Origin of the sequence: Roseiconus lacunae, assembly GCF_008312935.1 — a bacterium.
GTDB classification, from domain to species: Bacteria; Planctomycetota; Planctomycetia; order Pirellulales; family Pirellulaceae; genus Stieleria; species Stieleria lacunae.
On the sequence record NZ_VSZO01000001.1, the window covers coordinates 604,620 to 626,973 of the forward strand.

A 22,354-nucleotide genomic window follows, 5' to 3' on the forward strand; every position below is an offset into this window, starting at 1 on the left:
AGAAAGACAAGCCCGGATTCGTGTTGTTGCAATTCAAGTGATTTGAATCACGTCGCTGATTTGACAGGGAACTGTCGTTGAACAAACCGCCATCAGTCAGTTCTGCTTTATCGGTTATGCGGTGGGCTCAAGTTCCGGACTTGCCGTCGTGCAGGCCACGAAGATTTCTTCAAGCGTCGCCAGTCGGCAGCGAACGTCGGTCACCCCCGGTGTGGATTTCAGTGCATCGATCATCCCGTTGTCCAGGTTTTGGATGTACAACTGACGTGAGCGGCCTTGAGTCTCTTCCATCAAGATCTCTGCCGGTTCGCCAAGCTTTGCGATCGCCCGCAAAGGATCATCGGTGTCGATTACGACCTGATGGATCGACTCGCGAATCTCGTTCAGGTCACCCATCAATCGGATTCGGCCGTGATGCAGGATCGCAATCGTATCCGCGACCCGCTCGACTTCGCTGATTTGATGGCTGGACAAGAAAACGGTTCGCCCCGTTGCCGCCCGGTCGATCATCGATTCCAGAAAACTGCGGCGGACTTTCGGATCAAGTCCGCTGGTCGGTTCGTCCATGATCAGAAGTGACGGATCGTGCGCGAGCGCCAGCGACAAAGCGACCTTGGCGCGTTGACCTTTGGACAGAAAGCGAATCTTTTGCTCCGGCTGAATTTCATACCGCCGAATCATGGATTGATACACCGGCAAAAACTGGTCGTCATAAAACGACGCGGTGAATCCGCCGATCTGGGCGACCGTCATCCAGTCATAAAGCGCGGGGGCGTCGGAGACGTAACCGATCCGTTTCCGAACCGCTTGAGGCTCACGCTGTGGATCGATCCCGCAGACCGTACAGCTTCCGCTTGTCGGTTGTTGAAACCCGGTCAAGATTCGAATCATCGTCGTCTTTCCCGCCCCGTTTTCACCCAACAAGGCGAACACGGTCCCGGGACGAATCGTCAAATCAACATCCGTTAACGCCTCGCAGCGGCGAAAATGCATCGTCAAGGCGTCGGTGGTGATGACCGGTTGCGTTGCGTTGTCTTTCTCAGAAGTAGTGCTCATCTCAAGACGCTCCATCAAGTGTTTCGGATTGACCGTTGTCGCCCGATTCAGACGCTGATGTCAAAACAGCGGGCTCGGTTTCACAAATCGAACGCAGGTGTGCGTCCACAAACGTTTTGATTTGTTTCTTGGATAGCCCCGCATTCCAGGCTTCCGAAAGCACCGCGCCGATGCGTTCGTCCAAGACCGTCTCACGCTCCTGGCGACAAGCCTCCACGGCGTCGTCACGGACAATCATCCCGCGCCCCCGGAGCGATTCGATCACCCCGTCGGATTGCAAATGATTGAACGCCCGCGCGACCGTGTTGGGATTGAGCGCGACTTGATTGCTCAGCACTCGAACGCTGGGCAATAACTGCCCCGGGCGTAGCGTGCCGGCGGCGACCGCGAACTTTACCTGCCGCACAAGCTGCAGGTAAATCGCGACATCGCTATGGACATCGATCGAAAAAAACATGACCGGACCTGAGTATCGAGGTCAGCGAACCAGTGTGATATTTAAATAGTACAGTGGTTCGGCAGTTGGGTCAACGAAATTTAGACAGTTTTTCTGAAACGAAGCATTGCCGTCCCGAGGTCGTCGACTCCGGCCGGCAAGCGATTTGCCTACTGAGTCGTCGACGACAGATTTAGACTGAGGACTCGGCGGCGTCCGTTACGCCAGCACATCGTTGATGACGTGCCCGTGCACATCGGTCAAACGCCGGTCGAGTCCGTTGTGATACCACGTGAGCTTTTCGTGGTCGTATCCGAGCAAATGTAGCGCGGTGGCGTAGTAATCCCAAACCGTTGTCGGGTTTACCTCCGCCCGGCGTCCGAAGTCATCGGTTGCGCCATAGCTGACGCCGCCTTTCACCCCGGCCCCCATCATCCAGCATGTAAAGCCATCCGGATTGTGGTCGCGCCCGACCGTGCCTTGTTGATGGGTTGGCATGCGGCCGAACTCGGTCGTCCAAAGCACCAAGGTTTCCTCAAGCAACCCGGTTTGCTTTAAGTCAGATAGCAGCGCCGCGGTCGGCTGATCAAACACCGGGCAGTGGCGTTCATAATCGGCCTTCAGCGTCTTGTGCGCGTCCCAATTCAATAACCCATCGACGCCACTAGCTCGTGAAGCGCAATAAAGGTTCACGTAACGCACGCCACGTTCGAGCAATCGCCGGGCGAGCATGCAGTTTCGCGCATAGGCGGCCTTCAGCTTGTTTTCGTCGTCCGTTCCGTACAGGCGATGCGTTGCCGAGGATTCGGCGGACAGATCAGAAACCTCCGGTGCCGACAACTGCATCCGCGCCGCAAGCGAATAGGATTCCACCCGCGCTTGCAACTCGCTTTCGGCGGGATTCTCGGCCGCGAATCGTCGATTCATTTGATCGAGAAAGCGGCGCGTTGCCTGGTCTGTTTGGACATCGACTGAATCGGGTCGACGAAGATTTCGGATTGGCATTTGGTCGCTCAGCGTGATTGCCTGGTACTTTGCCGGCAGAAAACCGTTGGACCAATTGGCCTTCCCATTCGGCGGTTCACCGCGAATGTCAGGGATCGCGACATAGGCTGGCAGGTTCTCGTTCTCGCTGCCGAGTGCATAGCTTACCCAGGCACCGGCCCCGGGAAAGCCTTCGGTGTCGTGACCGGTATTCATGAACACGCAGCCAGGGCCGTGCGTGTTCGTCTTGCTGTGCAGTGAGTGCACGAACGCGATGTCATCGACATGCTCGGCCATGTGTGGCAGCATCGAACTGATCGCCTTGCCGGATTGACCACTTGGCACAAACGGCCAGGGGCTTTGCATCAAGTTTCCGTTCTTGCCTTGAAAGGAAACCAAGTTTTCCTCGCCCGGCATCGGCTTGCCGCTCATCTTTTCCAGCATGGGCTTGTGTTCCCACAAGTCCATGTGTGACGCCGCGCCGGGGCAAAAGATCTGCAGCACCCGTTTCGCTTTAGCGGTGTGATGCGGCGACACCTGCCCGCCCCCGGCCGCATGCGCGGGGCCTCCCAAAAGGTCCATCAGACCAATACCGGCCAACCCCGTGGTGACGTTGCCAAGGAAACGCCGTCTTGTGTGAGCAGTCAGGTTCATCGGAAGCCTTTATTGGACGTAGATTAACTCGCTGGCGTTCAGCAAGGCTCGGCAAAACGCGGGCAGCCCGTGTTGCCCGATGAAGTCGATCGCCGCTTGCGTTTCGTTTTCGTCAGGCAGGCGGGTGAACGCGCGTCGGTAGCCGAGGACGACCTGTGCTTCGGTCTGCATATCTGATTGCTCGCAAGCTTTCGAAAGCGACTCTGCCATCGCAGTGGCCATGTCCAGCGTGAACTGATGATTCAATAGCGTCAGCGCTTGTAGCGGGGTGGTCGTGACGGCCCGCCGCGGCGTTCCCATCGCGCAATCGGGCTGGTCAAATTCGGTCATCAAGTCAACCACCGATGCTCGCGCGTTCTGGTGATACACCGCTCGCCGATAAGTTTCCGGTCCGTGTTGATCGAGCGGCACATAGGTGCAAACGTTGTCTTGCATGAAGTGATAGAGCCGAAAACCTGGTCCGCCGTCGGGGACCGGCGAAGGGTCATGTGGTGCTTCGGCCTGGCCCGTGGCGACCGTATTTGCATCGATGATATTGGCCCGCTGCCAACGTCCACTGACTTGCAACATCGTGTCTCGGATCGCTTCGGCGCTCAAACGTTGCGGTGGGAACCGCCAAAGCAAGCGACTTTCGGCATCGACCGCGGCGGCTTGCCCGCGAAACTCCGAAGATTGCCGATACGTTTGACTCATCATGATTTGCTTGTGGATCGGCTTGATTCGCCAATCGTGATCACGAAGCTGAGCGGCAAGGAAGTCAAGTAACTCCGGATGAGAAGGACGCTGTCCCATGTAGCCAAAATCGCTCGGCGTGGCGACGATGCCGGTGCCAAAGTGATAGTGCCAGAGCCGGTTGGCCAGGACGCGAAGGGTTAGCGGGTTATTCGAGTCGGTGACCCAGCTTGCCAACGCCAGCCGACGCTCGGATTCACTCCCGTCGGCGGGCATCGAGTACGCCGGCAAGCCGGTGGCTGCCTGGGCATGACCGAGCGACATCACCGCAAGGCTTTCCGTGGTGACAGCGTCGCCTTTCTTTTGCGGGCTACCACCTAGGAAAACGTGGAACGGCCCGCGCGCTTTTTGTTGATCGCGCTTACCAATCCAAACGCGTGGCAACGAGGGAATCGCGGCCAACGCCCGATTGACTTCATCGAGTTCCCGTTGCCATTGTTGTCGCTGGCGCGTTTCGTCTTCGGTGATCGCGGCGATCGAAAGTCGATGGTTTTGATGGCGGATGCCGTTAGCCCCGGCATGGGACGCCGGCTTGCGGTCATCCCCGGTCGCAACGACGGTCCATGTTTCACGATCGCCCGAGACTTCGATCCGGTAGTCGGCGACGAAGACAAACTTGCCATGTTCGGGACGGTCTTCGCCACGGGCGCTAGAAAAAACGACTCGGTTGATCGGCGTCGGCTCGGCAAGTTCGATCGTCAAGTCACGGCCGGTTGCAATAAACCTTGCTCCGGTTTGCCCGTCGATGGCAAGCTGTGGGCCGTACGCATCGGGGAAGTCCTCGATTCGGCGGGCACTGCCGTAAGCTTTGCCGCCGGCGGACGCCAAGGCAACGTTTTGTGGCTTGTCCGTATCCGACCAAACCTCAAATTCATCGATGCGGAAACCACTCGATGACGGCGGGTTCACATCTTGCGAAACACAAATCAAACGCACGAACTTTGCCGTGACGGTGGGGAACGTTTCCTTCGTCCCGGTTCGGTCAACCGGCGGTCGCGTCCAATGCTTGCGATAGCTTTCCAGGTTCTCGTTGGCTCGTTGTAGAACGCCAGCATTTAGTTCCCGGATCTGCTTTTCCAGTTTCGTCTTTCGTTCGTTCAGCGGTTTTACTTTTGCCGCACGTTGTTGGCGTTCTTCGGGGCTGGCCAACACCTCGCGGCCGTGAACGATCCCTGCGAAGGTGCTGTAGAGCGAGTAATAATCATGCTGCGTGATCGGATCGAACTTGTGGTCATGACAGCGGGCGCAGCCAACGGTCAAGCCGAGGAAGGCTTCGCTGCTGGCGCGAATCATTTCGTCAATTGTGTTCGCGCGGATCTGTGCCGCTTGAACCGGATCTTGGTTGCCGACATCATCGTAGGGTCCGGCAACCAGAAACGCACTGCCGACGACAACGTCTGGGTCGTCCGGTTTGATCACGTCGCCGGCGAGATGTTCTTTGATCAAGCGATCGAACGGCTTGTCTTCGTTCAAACTGCGAATGACGTAATCACGAAATGGCCACAAGTCGTTGATGATGACGTTGCGTTCGAATCCGTTGCTTTCACCGAATCGGACGACGTCCAGCCAATGACGTCCCCATCGTTCACCGTAGTGGGGCGACCGGAGCAAGCGGTCGAGAAGCTTTTCGTAGGCACCCGGCGAGTCGTCTTGTAAGAAGGCGTCGATTTCGTCCGCGGTCGGCGGCAGCCCGATCAAGTCGTACGTTGCCCGCCGAATCAGTTCCCGCTTTCCCGCCGGTGGGTTTCGCGAAAGCTTGTTTTCCGCCAGCGTTTGATCGATCAGCTGATCGATACTCGCGCCCGCGCCGCCGACCAACGGTTGGAAGGCCCACCAGTCATCGCCCGCCTTGGCTTGATGCTTGAGCTGAAAATCATCCGGCCAGATCGCCCCTTCGTCGATCCACTGGCGAATTGCATTGATTTGCGAATCGTCAAGCGGTTCACCTTCGGCAGGCATCTGTGGCCGCGCGCCATCGACGGCTGTAATCAGTTCGACCAGCCAACTGTTTTCGGCATCACCGGGAATGATCGTCTCCGAATCGATCAACGCCTCGGCGGTCTCGATCGAGAGGTCTGCCTCGGCGTTGCCCGGGCGATGGCATCGCAGGCAGTGCTCACGCAAAATTGGCGCGACGTCGGATTGAAAATCGACCGCGGCCAGAGAACCGCCGGTGGCGACAACGAACGTGAATGCGGTAAGCCACGTCAAGAAGGTGTCTTTCATCACGGATCGGTGCATCGCCAGGACGTGGCAACGCTTCAATAGGCGGGAAGTGGATCGGCTGGGCAGTCCGAAGGGGGCCTCTATCATACCGCCTCGGGGAGCTCGCTGCAGGAAACGCGTTGAAAGCGCCCGGCCCTGCCGATTCAGCCACCGGTACCTATCTCGTGATGACGATTTTTCCGAAGTGCTTCGCCGACTTGAGATGCTCGTAAGCGGCGGGGACGTCATCGAACGAGAATTGAGTGTCGATGACTGGCCGTAGTTGATTGACCTCGATTGCGCGGTTCATCGCTTCAAACATCGCGCGGCTACCGACATAGATCCCTTGCACTGTCAAGCGTTTGAATAACGCCATCATCGGCGAGGGATTTTGATCGGGGTTGCCGGTAAGAACTCCGATCAAGCTGACACGCCCGCTGACTTTGGCCGACGCGATCGACTTCTCGAAGGTGCCCGCACCGCCGACTTCGATCACATTGTCGACTCCGATTCCGTCGGTTTGCTCGACCACGACACGCTCCCAGTCCGCGTGCTCACGGTAGTTGATCGTGATATCGGCACCCAACTGGCGGGCACGCTCAAGTTTCTCGTCGCTGCTGGACGTGATGATCGTCCGCATCCCGAACGCCTTGGCGAATTGCAAGGCAAAGACCGAGACGCCGCCCGTTCCCAGCATCAGCACGGTTTGTCCGGGGCGTGGGTTGCCCAGTGTCAGCGCTTGCCATGCGGTCACCGCCGCACACGGCAACGTTGCCGCTTGCTCAAAGGAATAAGTTTTTGGAATCGAAACCAAACCGTCTTGATGAAAGGCGACGCGTTCGGCCAGGACCCCATCGATTGCCCCGCCGAGTGCCGAACCGATCTGCTCGGCCGTCAATTCGCCGTCGAGCCATTTTTGAAAGAAAGCCCCGGCAACACGATCCCCGACCTTAAATCGATCGACTGACTTCCCGACCGCGACCACCTCGCCCGAACCGTCCGAAAGAGGGACCATCGGTGGGTTGCGTTTGACTTTGTCGTTACCGACATAGCCGCCATAGGGCATCGCGAGGTCACGGTAATTCATCGACCAGGCTTTCATTTCGACGAGCACATCAAACGGACCGATTTCCGGTTCATCGGCTTGAACCTCGGTGAGAGATTTCAGCCCCCCAGGACCGGTGATGTGATAACTTCTCATTTGGCTGACATCCTCACCGCGTTCTCACGAGGCATTTTTAAGATTAGTTGAACAATGGGTGAAATGACCTCGCAGCTTCGGAGGCCCCCCGGTCCACCGCGATTGAATTGCGGTATTGTGCCGCGGTTTAACGATCATCGCGTCTCGACAACGACGCGTCTGCACCATGTAGTGCCTGCATCATGCCACCCAGCCAACCCCTCCGCTAGGCCTTTTGATTCCTCTGGTCTCTGCCTCTTTCGACACCCCAATTGGTCAAACCATGCGTTCATTGTCACGACATCATGTTCCGCTCACAGCCTGGGCCTTCACCGTTTTATTGTCGCTTCCGGCGGTCGCCGCGGACATTCGCGTCATCTACCCTGAATTCGAACCGAAGATCGAAGGCAAGGAAGTCGACTGGATCTACGGCGATTACTTGATGACCAATGACAAGATTTCGCTAACCATCGCGGCACCGATCGCAACCCGAGATGCGAATTTGACCGTTCGTGAAATCGGAGCATCGATCCTTGACCTGGCCGTCAACGACGCGTCGAACGATCAGCTCAGCGCTTACATTCCGGCCGCACTTCGCTACCAATTCTTCGACCCTGCGAAAGTCGACGTCGGACGCGAAGGCGACACCGTCTATTGGAGCTGCGTTTCCTCCAACGCCGTCGCCGGTGACGGAACCGAAGCCACCGTGCGGTACGAACTTGCCGACGGCGACCCGTATGTATCGGCTTCGATTTCGATTCGCGGTGACAAAGCAGCCAAGGTCGAGCCACGCGACATGCTTCGTGCCGATCGTACCTTTCGGTTGACCGAAGTCGACCAATTGGCCGTCGCCCAAGACACGTTCTTTCGATCGGCCATCGGCTTTCAGTCTGCCAAGTCAGATCAGCCGCTACGCTGGAAATCGAAAAGCTCACGCAGTAAAGAACTGCGCTACTCGAAGTCTCAAATCGACCTTTCCGACGATGGGATTCGCTGGAGCGTCAAGATCTATCCGGCGACCAGCATCACCGACCTTCGAGCCGTTGTCGCTTCGAAAGTGATTCCGCTGCGAACGATTCAAGTCCTCACGGATGCCCCGGTTGATGACGACCAGACCACCGCATTTGTTCGCCGCGCGACCGTTCAAATCACTGCCGCTGGGAACGACACCGCTGGAAACGATGCTGGGGATCGTGAATCGATTCAGACCGACGACGAAGGTGTCGCCAAACTCCGCGCACCTGCCGGCGATTATCGCGTCGTCGTCAAAGCTCCCGGATACGAAACGAAGGAGCAGAGTGTTTCGTGGGGCGACGAAGCGACCACCACAATCCTGAATCTCGATGGCTTCAGCGGCTTTGCCGCAGTCGCGACCGACGGCGAAGGCAATCGAATTCCGGTCAAGGCGACGATCTATGCGATCGGTGGCGATGAAGAAAACGCCAACAACCCAGATTTTGGCCCCGACAGCACCCGGACATTTGTGCGCAACACCGTCTATGCGGTGAGCGGTTCGATGTTGGTACCGATCGCGGCGGGAAACTACGACGTTCATTTCAGCCACGGCCCGGAGTTCAATAGCGAGTCACGGAAGATCGAAATCAAACCGAACCAGACCGAGACAATCGACGTTCAGTTGCTTCGCGTGGTCGACTCCAGCGGCTGGGTCAGCGCCGAACTGCACAGTCACAGCAGCCCCTCCGGTGACAACACGTCGGATCAATACGGTCGCGTCGAAAACTTACTGTGCGAACATCTCGAATTCGCCCCCTGCACCGAACATGCTCGGATCAGTAGCTATGTACCACACCTGCGTGCGATGGGCATGGAAGACGCAATGGCAACGTGCAGCGGTATGGAAGTGACCGGGCGGCCGCTTCCGGTGAACCACCAAAACTCGTTCCCGCTTCGGCACGTTCCCCACACTCAAAACGGCGGCGGCCCGCGTGCCGATGCCAATCCGGTCGTGCAAATTGAACGCATCGCGATGTGGGACGATGGATCGGACAAAGTCGTCCAGATGAATCACCCCAACTTGCATCAAATCTATGGCGACTTGGATGTCGACGGCAAACCGGACGAAGGCTTTCGTAAGATGCTCAAGTGGACCGACGTTATCGAAGTCCATCCGCTCCAAACGATCTTTGATGACGTCGCTTTGTCGCCGCCGAACGTCCGCGAAATGCGCATTCCGCTATTCCAGTGGATGCAACTTCTCAACCAAGGCTATCGCATTCCCGGCGTGATCAATACCGACGCGCACTACAATCACCACGGGAGCGGCTGGAGAAGGAACTGGTTTGCCTCGAGCACCGATGATCCCGCCAAAATTTCCATCGATGAAATGGTACGCCAGGCCGAAGCGGGGCACATCATCATGTCGACGGGCCCTTACATGACCGTCAAGGCCACCAGCAAGTCGGTCGATAAGGTCGCGATCCCAGGGGATGACCTCATCGCCAAAGATGGCAAGGTAAGGGTCCACGTGGCGGTTCAGTGCCCCAATTGGCTGGACGTCAACCGTGTTCAGATCGTGATCAACGGACGCCTGGCGGAAACGCATAATCGGACACGCAAGTCACACCCCGATCAGTTCGGTGAGTCCGATTCGGTGATGAAGTTCGATTCCTACTTCGACCTCGAACTCGATTCGGATGCCCACGTGATCGTGGCAACCATCGGGGAAGGGATGACGATGGAAAAGGTAATGGGCCCAAGCTATGGCAAACGGGCACCGATCGCCGTCAGCAATCCCGTGTTCGTCGATCTCGATGGAAATGGCTTTGACCACAACCATGACGAACTTGGACTGCCACTGCCAAAGCAAGTGCCGCACCATCATCACCACGATCATGAACATCCGCATGATCACGAGCACTGATCACGAAAGGGCAGCCTGAACTCAATGGCTGGCCGCTGAGTAAATTGCCAATTGCAAAGAGAACTTTGCAATTTGACAACGGTGCGCGAAAGAAGGCCGCGTGATCCGGCGGCGGCTTGCGTCAGCCAACAAAACAAGCCGATGCCCATCGGAACGGACATCGGCGGCTCTTGATCGTTAATGAGAGTGGTGCAGCAGGCACCAGCAAGAAATTATTTCTTGCGGTGACGGATCTTGCTACGCATCCGTCGTTTCTTACGACCTACCTTACGCCGCCCTTTTCCAGTTTTCTTGGTACCCACCCAGTCAAATCTCCAATGCGTTGATGCCGCCAAACGCGACAAACTCAGTTATTAATCTTGTTCAACCCAGCGTTCAATCAAGCTAGGTCCTCGGTCGGGCCCCAGAGAGTAGCAGATTACGTCGCCAAGACAAGGCGAAATGAGTCGCAATCCGTCCCAGATCACCAATTCTCGCACCACGCCAATCCTCACCACAGATACCACGCACTTGCGTAGCAAACGTAGATCCCCAGCAGCAAATTGGTCACCCCGTGGGCCACAACGCAGTTCCAAAACTTACCGCTACGGAACATCAACGCCGTGACCATTGAAAACCAAACCACTGCCGCGATGATTTCACCGGGATGCGTTGCGACCGCGTAAACGGTAGCCGCGATCACCCCTCGACGACCGATTTTGCCAATCGGCAGCTCGGTCCAGTTCTCCGCCTCGACCGATCGCATCAGGAATCCACGCAGAAAAAGCTCTTCGGCAATCGGGACGCAAAACGCCAGCAAAATAAACCTCGCTAGCAAAAAGCCTGCCAACGGAACCCCCGTGGCATAGGCCGCAAACGGATCGACCCCCTCACGAGCTGGCAGCCAATTGTCGGAAACTGACAGCCCTCGAAGAATTTGGCGTTCAATTCCCAGCTCGCAAATTCCGATCCAAACCACCGCGCCGACAACGCCGATGATCCAGCCCCAGCGGTCGATGACCAATGGAAATTGCCGGACAATCTCGCGAGAAAACCAAGCAAACGCTGCGAGCATCAACACGACACGCCCCGCGACCAATCCCATGTAGGCGGATGGATTGATCGACTGATCATCCACAAGCGGCTCGGTGTTGACCAGCATGCCCAGGATGAAAAACAGCATCAAGGGAATGATCATTGATGCCTTGGACGCCCACGAATCGGCCGGGGAAGGTGAACCGACGGGACGTTGTTCGCTCTTCGTCTTACTCACCGCTCAGATCCCAGCAGATCGTTTCCAAAGAGCGTAATCACAGCGTCGGTGACTCAACTTCGCGGCTGTAAACTGCCAGCGCCGTTTCGAATGTCTCGGCCTTGATTTTGAATTCCGGATTGGCATCGGTGTAGCGGTTGCAGTGATCAACCAGCACCCGATAGAGGAATCGAAATAGATGCCGCGGGACTCGCAGCGAATGAAACGCACTGATCATCCGCGAGTACTCAAGATCGGCGAAGAGATCCTTGGGCTCGGGCGGCTGCCCCGGCTGGGCACACGCCATCATGCGGGCGCGGGCCAAGTCATACAGCGACTCACCTGTCCACTGGAACATGGGAATCACGTTTTGCTTATCCAAACGAGCTCGTTCGTGGAAGTCGCGCGATTCACGCTCCATGTCGCGATACAAATCTTGAGGCAGCATCAGTTTGAATCCGATGCCAGGATGCTTGAGCAGCTTGTTGTCCAGCAGCGGCCAAACGAACAATCGCATCAATTCGACTTTTCCACCGGTCATGTGGGGTTCGTCGACGCGGTCGAGTAGCACGACAGTCCCGGCGTACCCTAAGCGAGATAGTACTGATTGGAACTTGTTGAGCAATTCATATCGATCGTCGGTGCGGTCGAAACGCGGTAGCGGTTGGCTTGCCAATTCCTTCGCCGGAATGGAATGAAGGACTTTGCGCACGATTCCCATTTCGCGTCGACCGACACGCATATGGCGCCGAATTTGAAAGGCAGCCCACGCTGTTTTTGCAAACCGGATCAGGTACGGCCCCGACCCGATCAACATCAACACCGGCGCCAACCAAAGATAATCCCAGATCGAACGCACCGCGTTGCCGGCTTCATCAACCCCGCCAGAACTGGTGAAGATCAAGTACAAAAACGCCACCAAAACCACGGCGCACCAGACGCAGGCGAACCAACAACTAAAGTGCGTCGACAAATTGTTGTAGCCCAGCTTTCGCCGAAACGAATTCCATCGTTCGACGAACGCGCCATCGCTGCTTTGGTCGTAGCAAGCGGCCAACAACAGCAGATCGCGGCGATCGTTATGATCCAGTTGTGCGAGTGCTGGTCCGTCGATCCCATCAGGGACCTGATCGGGTTTTAAGATCTGATCGACAAGCTTCGTCACACCCAAGCAAAGGATGGAATCCATGTGATCCCACAGCTTCCATTCCTTCAGTACACGCTCGGGCTTGCGGGCGGTGCGTCGACTCAGTCGTTCGCTGAAATGATCGAGGAACGGATTGAAATCGTCATAGGCGATCGTGAAAACACGTTCGCCGGGATTTTCTTGGTTGAACTTTTTCAGATGCCGCAAAATCTGCAATCGCATTGCGGTCTTTCCCGAACCCTTGGGACCGAAGACCATGGCGGTTGATGGTTCTTTGGGATCGCCGTAGACCTTGTCCCAGACGGGATGGTAGGCGTTGGCGATGCAGTGCTCTTTGAACACTTGATCCGTTTGCGCGTCTTCTTCGGCAAAGGGATTGCGAACGATCCCATGATGCTCTAACAGACTCTGAATATTCATAGCGGCTTCCTGCGTATGTTTTGAAGTTGCGTTTTTAGCGAAGTGATTGACGCCGAACTAAACGTATCTCGCTCGATATCGCGTGTGATAAATCTTGCTCTCCGAGTGGGAGAGTCGCGTCGGGGCGGTGAAAAGGGAGCCATCGTTGCTAGCAGCGGGCGACAAACGAACCATGATGCGGGCTGTGAAGCGGGCACGAGCCAGCGTGACCGCAGAGTCCCGGGGCGATCGCCGACGGCTGATCAAAACGGCGCGTTTGTCGCTCCGGTCCCAAAAACTTGAGAATCGGAATACCGAAGGAGAAACGCAACTTCAAAAGGTGTCTTCAGCGGTTGTTGCCTTTACTTCCCGACCGACTTCGCCATTTCGACGAACTTCTCTCGGTTCGCTTTGATGGTTTCGGCGGGGCCGACCATCTTGGCGAAGTACAACCGGTCTTCGCTTTCGAAAATCGCGCCGACCATCGCATAGTTTTCGCGTTGCACGGTTTTGCCGCCAAAGAACGGGCCTCCGCCCATCGATTCGGCGAATGTGCCGGCGACATCGATCAAGTGGACTTCGAACGGTCCCGCCTTGAAGGTTTCGGTCTTTTGATCTTCTTCTTTGCCACCCGAAAATTGGCCCTTCCAACGTTTGATGTTGGGTTGAACTCCACCACCGGCTCGCATCATTGTCAAACGAGCGGCCTTCTCGTCTTCGCCGACCTTGAACTCATGCTCGATGATCCGAGACTTCTTCTCTGATTTCTTAAACTCACTGGGGACCGACATCTTCGCTTTGCCTAGGACGTCGACCGAAGTCGCTTCTTCGGCGACACTTCGGCCGGCACCGAGTGACAACAGCGCGACAGAAACAGCGGCCAGACAGGCAGTCAAACGCGACGAACGCAACATCTCGAAAGCTCCACAGAAGTTGTAAATGGGTGAGGCAGTCAGCTCTACAATAGAATTACTGTAGCTGATTGGGCAGCGAAGACGAATTGGGTGCCCCAAACGAACCCGGAGAGCCGGTACAAATGCAAACCAATCGATAGAGACGGAGCAGACGCTACGATCCCGCCGAAGCGACGAGAACCAGCGTCACAATCAAGCCGACCACCAAGGCCCCCAAAACGGCGACCAACGTCATCCGCTGATTGGCCCGCTTGCGGCGGGCGGCCCCGATCTTCGCCGTTCCCGCCAGCGACGGATCCAGCGGGCTGGTCTTCTCCGCCGCGATCGATTTCGTTTTGCCTAGCGCGGCGCCCTGCGCGGTCGACTGCGCACCACCGGTTTGCCCCACGTTCACCGCCCCGGGCAAACGCTCGGCGATCTCCGGTAACACCTCGGCCGCCTCACGCCACTGGGGCCAGCCATCTCGCCATAGCAGCGCCGACTTGGCGACACGCCCTTCGTCGATCCAGTCGCGGAGGACACTAGTTTCAGCGGGCCCGTACTGCCCACCGCTCGGCGGACGAACATACCACGTCGCCGGATCGTCGCCGCTGAGGATATCCGGAGCGTTGTCCACAGAGGGCTGCGGGGCCGGAGACTGCGAATTCGGTTTCGTTTTCGCTGAGTTCGGTTTTGCGGTGGGAACCGGTGTGGGGCGAGACAACGCGGCCTGAGTCGGTGCAGCCTTCACCGCCGTTTGTGTTCGCGGCAGGGTCGCGACCGCCGATTGCTGTTCGCCGGCGTAGGCTTGGCCAGTCGAAACGCCCTCCGAAAGTCCAGCCGAACGGTTCTCGCGCGTTTCATCCTGCTCGTGGACAGCTTGGTGCTGCTCCTCAAGCGGCAAGGAAATCTTGGCGTCCGACTCGGGAATCCGGAACCGTTCCTTGCATTTCGGACAGACCCCTCGACGCCCCGCCAATTCGTTCTTGATGTTCAGTGGCTTTCCACAGGCATGACAAGCGAAACGGATTCCCATCGGATCTTTTTGGCGTCGAGAAGAGGAGTGGGGCGTTACGGCCCCGTGATCATCGCGAAACCGCGCACGTGGCGTACACTTCGTTCTCGCTTCACGATTATAGCCGTTGCTACATTATAGCCAAGAAATTGGCCGTTTTTCACAGCAGATCGATGCTGCCAACCAAGGCAAACTTGGCCAATCAAGGCAGACTGGGGCGTTGTGGCGATTACAACCATTCCAGGAGACAGCGGTCAGCCCCCCGCCACCGCCCATCGATTCACTTGAATCCGTCGCCGCAGTCACGGAGAATGGCCCCACCCCCCCCGCGTTTAAGTGACACCGGGCTGGAGTGACGCCGCGGATTGACTCACTGGCCTTGGAATCATTGGCATCGACTTTGACGCAAATTAAGTCCCCAGCCCGCACCCTCCCCCCTTGGATTCAGCATGATCATGAAAACGATCGGATTTACGCCCCCGAAACTTGTCTGCTGCCTTTTCTTGACACCAATGGTCTGCCTGGCGTCTTCGGTCATCGCCCAAGATCCACCGGCAAAGCGTTTCGTCGCCAATTACGACGAATCCAAAATCCCGTCATACACTTTGCCCGACGTGCTCGGTGGCGTCTCGCACGCCAAGGATTGGCCGGCGAAACGCGCCGAATGGTTGGACCTGTTGTCACGCGAAATGTTCGGACGCGGACCGGCGGCCGAAGCCGGCGGTAATATCACAGTCGCAAACACCGCACCGGAGGTCGAAATTCTTGGCGGCAAGGGATTCCTGCGGCAGATGACACTGACCATCGCCGAGCAACCGATTGAGGTCGCAATGTTCTTGCCGGTGAAAGCCAAAGAAACTGCGGTGCCGGTCTTCATGGGATACAACTTCGGTGGCAATCACACGGTTTTCGATCACCCCGCGATCAAACTGCCGTCCGGTTGGATGCGTAAGACAGATGATCACAAGGCAAAGGAATCTGATCGTGGTGCGAATGCTTCACGATGGGCTATCGAACGAATTGTCGACGCCGGATTTGGTCTAGTCACGCTGTACTACGGTGACGTCGATCCCGATTACGACGATGGATTTCAAAACGGAGTCCATGCGGTTCTCGGGCCCCCAATAGCGGACGAAGCCGGCTCAATCGCCACCTGGGCGTGGGCCCTTAGCCGCGTCGTCGATGTTTTGGAAACAGTTGACGAGGTCGACGCAAATCGGATCGCCGTCATCGGTCATTCGCGATTAGGAAAAACCAGTCTGTGGGCGGGAGCCTCTGATCCGCGTTTCGCATTGGTGATTTCCAACAATTCGGGCTGTGGTGGCGCCGCCCTATCGCGTCGCCAATACGGCGAAACACTATGGCGGATCAACACGTCATTTCCGCATTGGTTCTGTAGCAACTTTACAAAGTACAACAATAAAGAAGACACAATGCCGTTCGACAATCATGTGTTGTTGGCATTGATCGCCCCACGACCGCTGTATGTCGCCAGTGCGGTCGAGGATCGGTGGGCGGACCCCAAGGGTGAATTCCTTTCATGCGTCCACGCCGATCCGGTTTACAAGCTTCTGGGCAAAGAAGGATTGCCGACAACATCAATGCCAACTGTCGGCAACAGCGTGCAGGGAACCATCGGCTATCACGTCCGCGAAGGTAAACACGACGTGAAAGATTTCGATTGGCAGCAGTACATCCAGTTCGCAAAACGGCACCTCCAACCTTAATCCAAGACAGCTCAAAGCGAGCAGGCAATCCAGTGCATTGCCCGCGAGAGCGCGACCAAGGAAGGCGCTGGCTTGGAAAGTACCGAGTGGAAGCGGAACGAAAGTTGCAACCGGTTCAAACGCGGCAGGATTTAGATGCGACAAAATCTAAATTCGGACATGCCGGTACGATCAGCCCGTTTAAGGTGAACAGTGCCGCGCGAAAACTCCAACCTTTAGGATCAAAAACATGCGTCGGTTACTTTGTTTCGCAGCGATCATGATCGCGATGATGTCGGTCACCACGGCCGGTAATCCCTACCTCTATAACCAATACCGTGCCGCGTTGAACGCACGCCGTTATGCCGCGTGGCAACTACAGCGTCGCTACCAACCGAGGCCCTGGTACTATTCGCAGCCGATCGTTCGTCCGTACTATTACCCGGTACCGACGATCTTGCCGTCGACCAATAACCGCAGTTATCCCCAGCCGGCACTGCGTGGCTATTCTCCTCAGCCAGCCCTGCGAGGCTACACACCCAGCCCCGCACTGCAGTCTCAGTGAATCAGCAATCGAAGGCGATCGACTTGATCTGGATTGCTGCGATCGCGCCCCGCGGTTCGGCGGGGCACCTGGCGGGACAAACGATCCGACGACCAGCAAAACGTCACGAGACCGGCTACAGATTGGTCATCCAAGCGGCTTTATAGCGAAGCCCCAGGTTTAAGATTCGCTGCAACAGTGATTCATAATCGACGCTGGCGCGCTCGGCGGATTCGGCAAAGTCCTCACCATATTCGATGTTGGGATTCGCATTGGCCTCCAACACATAGATGTCACCGGAGTCCGTCAGGCGCAGGTCCATTCGAGCGTAACCGCTCATATTGAGGGCCCGGTAAACTCGTTTACAGATCTTGGCAATTTTTTCACCCGCTTCGCCGCGTAAGTCATCGGCCTCGTGAGTCGTGATGCCGTGTTTTTCCTGGTACTTGCGATTCCATTTCACTTGGCTGGTCGCGATCCGCGCGGTGTCGTCTGGCATTTGCCCGAAGTCCATCTCCCAGGCGGGGAAGGTTTGCAATCGCTGGTTGCCGATCACGCCGACGTAAATTTCACGACCTTCGATGTATTGTTCGACGATCGCATCATCGCCGGCATGCTCGTGGACAAAGCTAACACGTTCGATCAACTGCTCGTCGGTACGGACGATCGATGCTTGGCTGATCCCGAACGAAGCGTCTTCGGTGACCGATTTGACAAACAGTGGGAACTCCAGCTTCTTCGGACGATGAACCGTCCGGCCAACCGGAAAGACGGTGAAGCGGGGCGTGGGGATGCGGTGATAGGTCAGGATTTTTTTGCTCAGTGCCTTGTCTTTGCTGAGCAATAAGCCGCGTGGATTGCATCCCGTATAGGGTTGCTGCATCAGTTCTAGGTAACTGATGATCGCGAAGTCGTATGTCACCACGCCGTGGAATTCTTCGAGCAGCATGAACGTGATGTGCGGTTTGAATTCAGTGAGCGCATCGCGGATCGGCGCCAAGTCATCGTAAACACCGATTGGCAAGACCTCATGCCCGAGGTGTCGCAAGGTGTCGCAGACGTCAAATTCGGCCTTCCATGCGTCAAGCTCCTTATCAGAAATACCGTCCAGTGTTAGCGGGGGGACATGACCGGTCCGTACCAGCACCAACACACGCAGTTTGCTCACATCATCACCCGTCTATGGCCCGAATTGAGATAGTTGCTTGTCCGCAAGGCCACCAAAATCATTGCATCTCGTTTACAGACTTCCGCACTGGTGCCCAACCTTAGTTCTAGTTCTCGGCACCGCTCGATCATTTCCTGCAGAACTTGATCGACCATATACGAGTATGCACCGGTCCAATCCGCGACGACCCGTCGGATCTCCCCACGCCATCGAGACAGCAGGGCCGCGGCGGTCGGGTTGCGACGATGAGCGCGATCGCAGGAGAAGAGCTTGCGAAGATCCTTGTCATAAACATTCGGATAATCCATTTCGTAGTACTCGCGTTTTCTACGGTAATGGGTCCGCAACGTACGACGGATTTGGCTGACCGGGTCGATCGTCCGTTTGGACTGGACGACGGGGGGCTTGCCGACAATTCCGCTCATGAACTTGTCGACGTACTCCAACTTTTTCAGAGCCGGCCAGTTGCGGTACCGCGCCTTCCAACGACTTTTGGTCGGCAACCAAACCGCGAACGTCTCCGCAAAGTCTTCCAGCGGATGCGCCTGGGCGTACCACATGTCCAAGTGCAGCACGTAGTCTCGCGTTTGTGGATTCGGCTTGTAGAACTCCGGATAGGGGTCCGAAGGCTTACCGAACAGTTGACGATAGCGTGATTTGCGTCGGATTTGAAACGCGGTATCGATCGCGTGTCCGGCCTCATGCCGCAGAATTTTCATGCACCACTGCTTCGTCCCACCTTCGACTTCGAGCAATTGTTTGCGTTCGAGCCGGCACAATCGTGGATGGGCCAGATAGAACGGAATCGCGATTCCCGGTATACCATCGGGTGAAAACCAGTCGTCGCTGAGCCAGAAGTGCGGGCGGAACCGAAGTCCCCGCTCGGACAACTCGCCGTTGAGCTGGTCGACGCGGGCTTCCAGTGGCGTGTCACGGATCGACAGCTTCAGATCGCAGATCCGCATGTCCAACAGTTCGTCGTCAGACATCGACGCTAGATCTGGCACGCTCCCACCCATGGTTCTCCACAAACTTTTAGCAACGGTCGTTGATCGCGAGGCATCGCCATACGGTTCAGCCCTTCGGTGCGACGGAACGAACATGCGTCCAATCACATCGTCCGCTCAAACAAACAACTCTGACGTATCGAAGCCTCTGACACTTTCATCGCCCTGACCGCCTTGAAAGCCTGACCGCCTTGAAAGCCCTGACACTTCACACACACACTGAGTCGTCCGCTCGACGAAGTCTTACGGCATTGACTTCTTCAACGATAGGTCATCAAACACTGATGGCGAGTCTAACAACCCAACGAGATCAAAACAAACTCGAGTGAACGAGATCACCACGAATCGAAACCAGTCATCCACCCGTTGCTGCAAGTTGACCGGTGCGGGCCGTTCTGCCATCGCCGTGGTGATGATCGAAGGCCCCGAGGCGACGACATTGCTGCATCGCTGTTTTCGCACCCAACACACGCGGCCGATCACGATCGGAGAAGTGCGTTACGGGACCTGGTCGAAAACAGATCAAGCCGCCGGCGAGTCCGTCGTGCTGGTTCCCCTGCGTCACGACGGGGACGGCGATCGCTTTGAAATCCACAGCCACGGCGGAGCGGCCGCGGCCCAACGAATCCTCGACGATTTACAGTCTTTCGGCGCCGTCCTGGTCGATCCGTCGGAGCTGCAAACTCTCGATTTCCGCCCAAGCGATGACTCCCAAGAAGACGAAGACCTGCTCGTCGCCGAAGCCTTGACGGTCTTGCCGAAGTGCGTGACCACCAAAACCGCCGCGATTGTTCTCGATCAAATTCGTGGTGCGTTTTGCAACTGGCGTGATACCCAACTGCAAAGACTCAGTGATGCGGCCTCCGACGAGACAAATGCGGATGAGCTTTATCGCACGATTGTCGACCAAGCTCGGCTAATCGTAGACGCCGGCACAGTTGGCGTTCGTCTGACGCGTCCGTTTGATGTCGTCTTATGCGGCCCCCCCAACGTTGGCAAAAGCAGCTTGATCAACGCGTTGGTCGGCTATGACCGAAGCATCACGATGGATGTCGCCGGTACAACCCGCGATGTGCTCGATGCGGAGACGGTCTTCAACGGCTGGCCGATCCGACTTCGGGACACCGCGGGACTGCACCGAGCGGCCAACGAAATCGAGCGTCTAGGCATCGAACGAGCACTCGATGCGGTCCGGCAAGCAGACCTGCTGATCGTCGTTTCTCAACCCGGAACACCCCGGCCCGGGGAACTGTTCGATCAAGCGATAGATCAATTGGCGACGATTCCGCCGATCATCCGAGTGCTCAACAAAGCCGATTTGATCGCCGATCAGACGGAGGCCGAGATAACGGATCCGAAGCCTATCGAGACGATCGCACCGGAGGGTCTGGGAGTCGACGATTTGATTCAGACGGTGCTCGACCATTTAACCGGCGCACTCACGGCCCCCGGCACGCCGGTCCCTCTCAACACGCGGCAAAGGGATTGGATCCGATACGTCGCCGCGGCCGGCGATTTTCAGCAACTCCGGCAACGGCTTACCATGTCCCAAAGCCCGTCATTTTCTTAATGTCCGGCTGATAGGTGCCGATCCAGTCATGGTATTCGTGCCAACGACTGTCATAGAAAACGAAAATCTCGCGGGACCGGCGGTCGACATAGATCGGCAAAGGATTGGCGAGTGTGGCATTCAGGATCGCCGCACTATCGAGATCGGTTGCATGGTAATCGACCGACAACGAACACAAAAAGCGTGTCGGCGACTGCTTCACGGAAACCTCGTCCGGCGGCGACAACCAAGCCGAAAGTGACAAAAACGTTTCCCGTCGACTGAATCTTTCCTCAATCGACTCTTCCGGCCAGGGCTCGAGAATCTCGCGGCGAGCTTCCTCTAGCGGCATCAAGCCGTGATGATCGCCACGCAGATCGGACGAGGTCAGGTGATCGGACGAGGCGAGCGTCGCAGCGGCGGCCCCCGATCTTTCCCCGGAAGGCGAATCCTGGGACCGGTCCTGAAAGACCACCGCGAATAGCAAGACACAAGCGAGAAGCGGAATCACAAGCAGTCGATTCATGACAAAACCTCAACGGATGGTGAAACGGAAACAGAAAGAGAGGTGAGAGCTTCGCCGGAGACCGAATCGGCGGGGCGTTGATCCCCACGCCGTTGATGTTCAACGGCTTTTTCAGATTGGCGAAAGAGTGCGATGACGCTCGACTCGGCGACCAACAAACTGGCCACAAGACTCAGCCAAACGCTGGCGACATAGGTTTCTTTGCCGGTGAGAATCGGTATGCCGTAGGCCATCGCGATCTGCAGCAATCGAAACCAAACCGCACCGAGTGCAAGCGAATAGGACCGGATCATCCATTTGGCGTGCTCGGCGTACCGACAGCCACGTGCCGACCGGTATCCCTGCCACGTGGCCAGCCACCACAACATGCCCGTGATCGCAAACCCGATCGCTGACAGAACGCCGCCTTTTGCGTTGACGCTCAACATCAATCCCGTTGGCGCGGCCATCCAAAGAACCGAATTAAGATGCAGATAGCCGATCCAGCGGTGAAACCGGCGATGCCGAATCAGCCTTCGAAACATCAATGCCGGTCCGCTGAGCAAGCAAACCGTCGATGAGACGAGGTGAAGATAGAACGCGGTCTGCCAGAAAGCATCGTGCCTGAGCGGGCCTTTTTCCAACAGAAACGTCGCTGTTCGGTCATTGTCGAAGTAAGCCCACAGACTGACCACGATCCCGGCCGACCCCAACAGAAACAGGACCGTCCAACAAGAGCGAAAACGAAACGAAGCAAATAACAGCATTGACGATAGCCTTGATAAGGGGCTTGCTTGGCAGTTGAACAAAGCAGCCTTAGGCACCACTCCGTTCGGCCAAACGTCGAGTTTGCAACCTCGACCGGAGTATGATTTTGGACGGGCGTTGAATCATCAGAACAATGTCAAAACCGCGTCAAAGCTCTGCCAAGATCCAGTCGCGTGAAACTGATCTTTGTCGATTTGACGATTTCGCCTATGTTTCACGCGTGGAAAACCGCAAGGGAAGCGTGCCCTGTCGGAAAAGGGACTTGCGGAAACAACAGACACTCTCCCACGGAAG

Annotated in this window: 17 protein-coding genes; 4 read left to right on the top strand and 13 right to left on the bottom strand. The window is 56.8% G+C overall.

Features of this window, described 5'->3' with window-relative positions; all coding sequences use genetic code 11:
- Positions 1–114: 114 nt before the first annotated feature.
- The 5 genes from FYC48_RS02015 to FYC48_RS02035 all read right to left on the bottom strand — a co-directional run bounded on the left by FYC48_RS02015 (position 115) and on the right by FYC48_RS02035 (position 7,268).
- Positions 115–1,056, bottom strand: a complete 942-nt coding sequence (locus tag FYC48_RS02015; protein ID WP_149495017.1) for an ABC transporter ATP-binding protein — start codon at positions 1,054–1,056, stop codon at positions 115–117.
- A 1-nt stretch (position 1,057) separates the two neighbouring features.
- Entirely contained in the window at positions 1,058–1,513 is a 456-nt protein-coding gene (locus FYC48_RS02020) for a GntR family transcriptional regulator (RefSeq protein WP_149495018.1), read from the bottom strand.
- A 198-nt stretch (positions 1,514–1,711) separates the two neighbouring features.
- Entirely contained in the window at positions 1,712–3,130 is a 1,419-nt protein-coding gene (locus FYC48_RS02025) for a DUF1501 domain-containing protein (protein WP_149495019.1), read from the bottom strand.
- Positions 3,131–3,139: 9 nt separating this feature from the next.
- Positions 3,140–6,088, bottom strand: a complete 2,949-nt coding sequence (locus FYC48_RS02030; protein WP_200836514.1) for a DUF1553 domain-containing protein — start codon at positions 6,086–6,088, stop codon at positions 3,140–3,142.
- A gap of 157 nt (positions 6,089–6,245) precedes the next feature.
- Positions 6,246–7,268 carry a zinc-dependent alcohol dehydrogenase family protein gene (locus tag FYC48_RS02035; protein WP_149495021.1) on the bottom strand — a complete coding sequence of 341 codons (1,023 nt, stop codon included), beginning with the start codon at positions 7,266–7,268 and terminating at the stop codon, positions 6,246–6,248.
- 262 nt (positions 7,269–7,530) lie between these two features.
- Here FYC48_RS02035 and FYC48_RS02040 point away from each other — a divergent pair, with 262 nt between their 5' ends.
- The gene (locus FYC48_RS02040) at positions 7,531–10,128 is read left to right on the top strand and encodes a CehA/McbA family metallohydrolase (protein WP_149495022.1); all 2,598 of its coding nucleotides are present in this window, start codon (positions 7,531–7,533) and stop codon (positions 10,126–10,128) included.
- A gap of 490 nt (positions 10,129–10,618) precedes the next feature.
- Here FYC48_RS02040 and FYC48_RS02045 read toward each other — a convergent pair whose 3' ends face one another.
- The 4 genes from FYC48_RS02045 to FYC48_RS02060 form a co-directional block, all read right to left on the bottom strand.
- Positions 10,619–11,380, bottom strand: a complete 762-nt coding sequence (locus FYC48_RS02045) for a CPBP family glutamic-type intramembrane protease (RefSeq protein WP_149495023.1) — start codon at positions 11,378–11,380, stop codon at positions 10,619–10,621.
- 37 nt (positions 11,381–11,417) lie between these two features.
- Entirely contained in the window at positions 11,418–12,926 is a 1,509-nt protein-coding gene (locus tag FYC48_RS02050; RefSeq protein WP_149495024.1) for a hypothetical protein, read from the bottom strand.
- A 341-nt stretch (positions 12,927–13,267) separates the two neighbouring features.
- Complete coding sequence (locus FYC48_RS02055) at positions 13,268–13,819, bottom strand: hypothetical protein (protein WP_149495025.1); 552 nt, start codon at positions 13,817–13,819, stop codon at positions 13,268–13,270.
- A gap of 154 nt (positions 13,820–13,973) precedes the next feature.
- On the bottom strand, positions 13,974–14,834 hold the full coding sequence (locus FYC48_RS02060) for a GYF domain-containing protein (RefSeq protein ID WP_149495026.1): 861 nt from the start codon (positions 14,832–14,834) through the stop codon (positions 13,974–13,976).
- 428 nt (positions 14,835–15,262) lie between these two features.
- Here FYC48_RS02060 and FYC48_RS02065 point away from each other — a divergent pair, with 428 nt between their 5' ends.
- Together FYC48_RS02065 and FYC48_RS02070 are read left to right on the top strand one after the other, a co-directional pair.
- A complete protein-coding gene (locus FYC48_RS02065; protein ID WP_235034026.1) occupies positions 15,263–16,540 on the top strand; it encodes a glucuronyl esterase domain-containing protein in 1,278 nt (425 codons plus the stop codon).
- Positions 16,541–16,769: 229 nt separating this feature from the next.
- Entirely contained in the window at positions 16,770–17,084 is a 315-nt protein-coding gene (locus FYC48_RS02070) for a hypothetical protein (protein ID WP_149495027.1), read from the top strand.
- Between the two features lie 115 nt (positions 17,085–17,199).
- On the opposite strand, the gene FYC48_RS02075 is transcribed toward FYC48_RS02070, so the two are convergent.
- Complete coding sequence (locus FYC48_RS02075; RefSeq protein ID WP_149495028.1) at positions 17,200–18,231, bottom strand: D-alanine--D-alanine ligase family protein; 1,032 nt, start codon at positions 18,229–18,231, stop codon at positions 17,200–17,202.
- A complete protein-coding gene (locus FYC48_RS02080; protein ID WP_230779386.1) occupies positions 18,228–19,220 on the bottom strand; it encodes a putative zinc-binding metallopeptidase in 993 nt (330 codons plus the stop codon). The genes FYC48_RS02075 and FYC48_RS02080 overlap by 4 nt, the downstream gene beginning before the upstream one ends.
- 343 nt (positions 19,221–19,563) lie before the next feature.
- Between FYC48_RS02080 and FYC48_RS02085 the strand changes: the two genes are divergently transcribed.
- Positions 19,564–20,808, top strand: coding sequence for a GTPase (locus FYC48_RS02085; protein WP_149495030.1), 1,245 nt, complete (start codon positions 19,564–19,566; stop codon positions 20,806–20,808).
- Here FYC48_RS02085 and FYC48_RS02090 read toward each other — a convergent pair.
- Positions 20,777–21,313: a hypothetical protein gene (locus FYC48_RS02090; protein WP_149495031.1), complete on the bottom strand. Its 537-nt coding sequence runs from the start codon at positions 21,311–21,313 to the stop codon at positions 20,777–20,779. The genes FYC48_RS02085 and FYC48_RS02090 overlap by 32 nt on opposite strands.
- On the bottom strand, positions 21,310–22,059 hold the full coding sequence (locus FYC48_RS02095; RefSeq protein WP_149495032.1) for a DUF2306 domain-containing protein: 750 nt from the start codon (positions 22,057–22,059) through the stop codon (positions 21,310–21,312). Before FYC48_RS02095 ends, FYC48_RS02090 begins: the two co-directional genes overlap by 4 nt.
- Positions 22,060–22,354: the final 295 nt, after the last annotated feature.

Excerpts from the sequence above, each read along its gene's own strand:
- FYC48_RS02015 (WP_149495017.1), bottom strand. The coding sequence starts at position 1,056 with ATGAGCACTACTTCTGAGAAAGACAACGCAACGCAACCGGTCATCACC.
- FYC48_RS02020 (WP_149495018.1), bottom strand. The coding sequence starts at position 1,513 with ATGTTTTTTTCGATCGATGTCCATAGCGATGTCGCGATTTACCTGCAG.
- FYC48_RS02025 (WP_149495019.1), bottom strand. The coding sequence starts at position 3,130 with ATGAACCTGACTGCTCACACAAGACGGCGTTTCCTTGGCAACGTCACC.
- FYC48_RS02030 (WP_200836514.1), bottom strand. The coding sequence starts at position 6,088 with ATGAAAGACACCTTCTTGACGTGGCTTACCGCATTCACGTTCGTTGTC.
- FYC48_RS02035 (WP_149495021.1), bottom strand. The coding sequence starts at position 7,268 with ATGAGAAGTTATCACATCACCGGTCCTGGGGGGCTGAAATCTCTCACC.
- FYC48_RS02040 (WP_149495022.1), top strand. The coding sequence starts at position 7,531 with ATGCGTTCATTGTCACGACATCATGTTCCGCTCACAGCCTGGGCCTTC.
- FYC48_RS02050 (WP_149495024.1), bottom strand. The coding sequence starts at position 12,926 with ATGAATATTCAGAGTCTGTTAGAGCATCATGGGATCGTTCGCAATCCC.
- FYC48_RS02055 (WP_149495025.1), bottom strand. The coding sequence starts at position 13,819 with ATGTTGCGTTCGTCGCGTTTGACTGCCTGTCTGGCCGCTGTTTCTGTC.
- FYC48_RS02060 (WP_149495026.1), bottom strand. The coding sequence starts at position 14,834 with ATGGGAATCCGTTTCGCTTGTCATGCCTGTGGAAAGCCACTGAACATC.
- FYC48_RS02065 (WP_235034026.1), top strand. The coding sequence starts at position 15,263 with ATGATCATGAAAACGATCGGATTTACGCCCCCGAAACTTGTCTGCTGC.
- FYC48_RS02070 (WP_149495027.1), top strand. The coding sequence starts at position 16,770 with ATGCGTCGGTTACTTTGTTTCGCAGCGATCATGATCGCGATGATGTCG.
- FYC48_RS02080 (WP_230779386.1), bottom strand. The coding sequence starts at position 19,220 with ATGTCTGACGACGAACTGTTGGACATGCGGATCTGCGATCTGAAGCTG.
- FYC48_RS02090 (WP_149495031.1), bottom strand. The coding sequence starts at position 21,313 with ATGAATCGACTGCTTGTGATTCCGCTTCTCGCTTGTGTCTTGCTATTC.
- FYC48_RS02095 (WP_149495032.1), bottom strand. The coding sequence starts at position 22,059 with ATGCTGTTATTTGCTTCGTTTCGTTTTCGCTCTTGTTGGACGGTCCTG.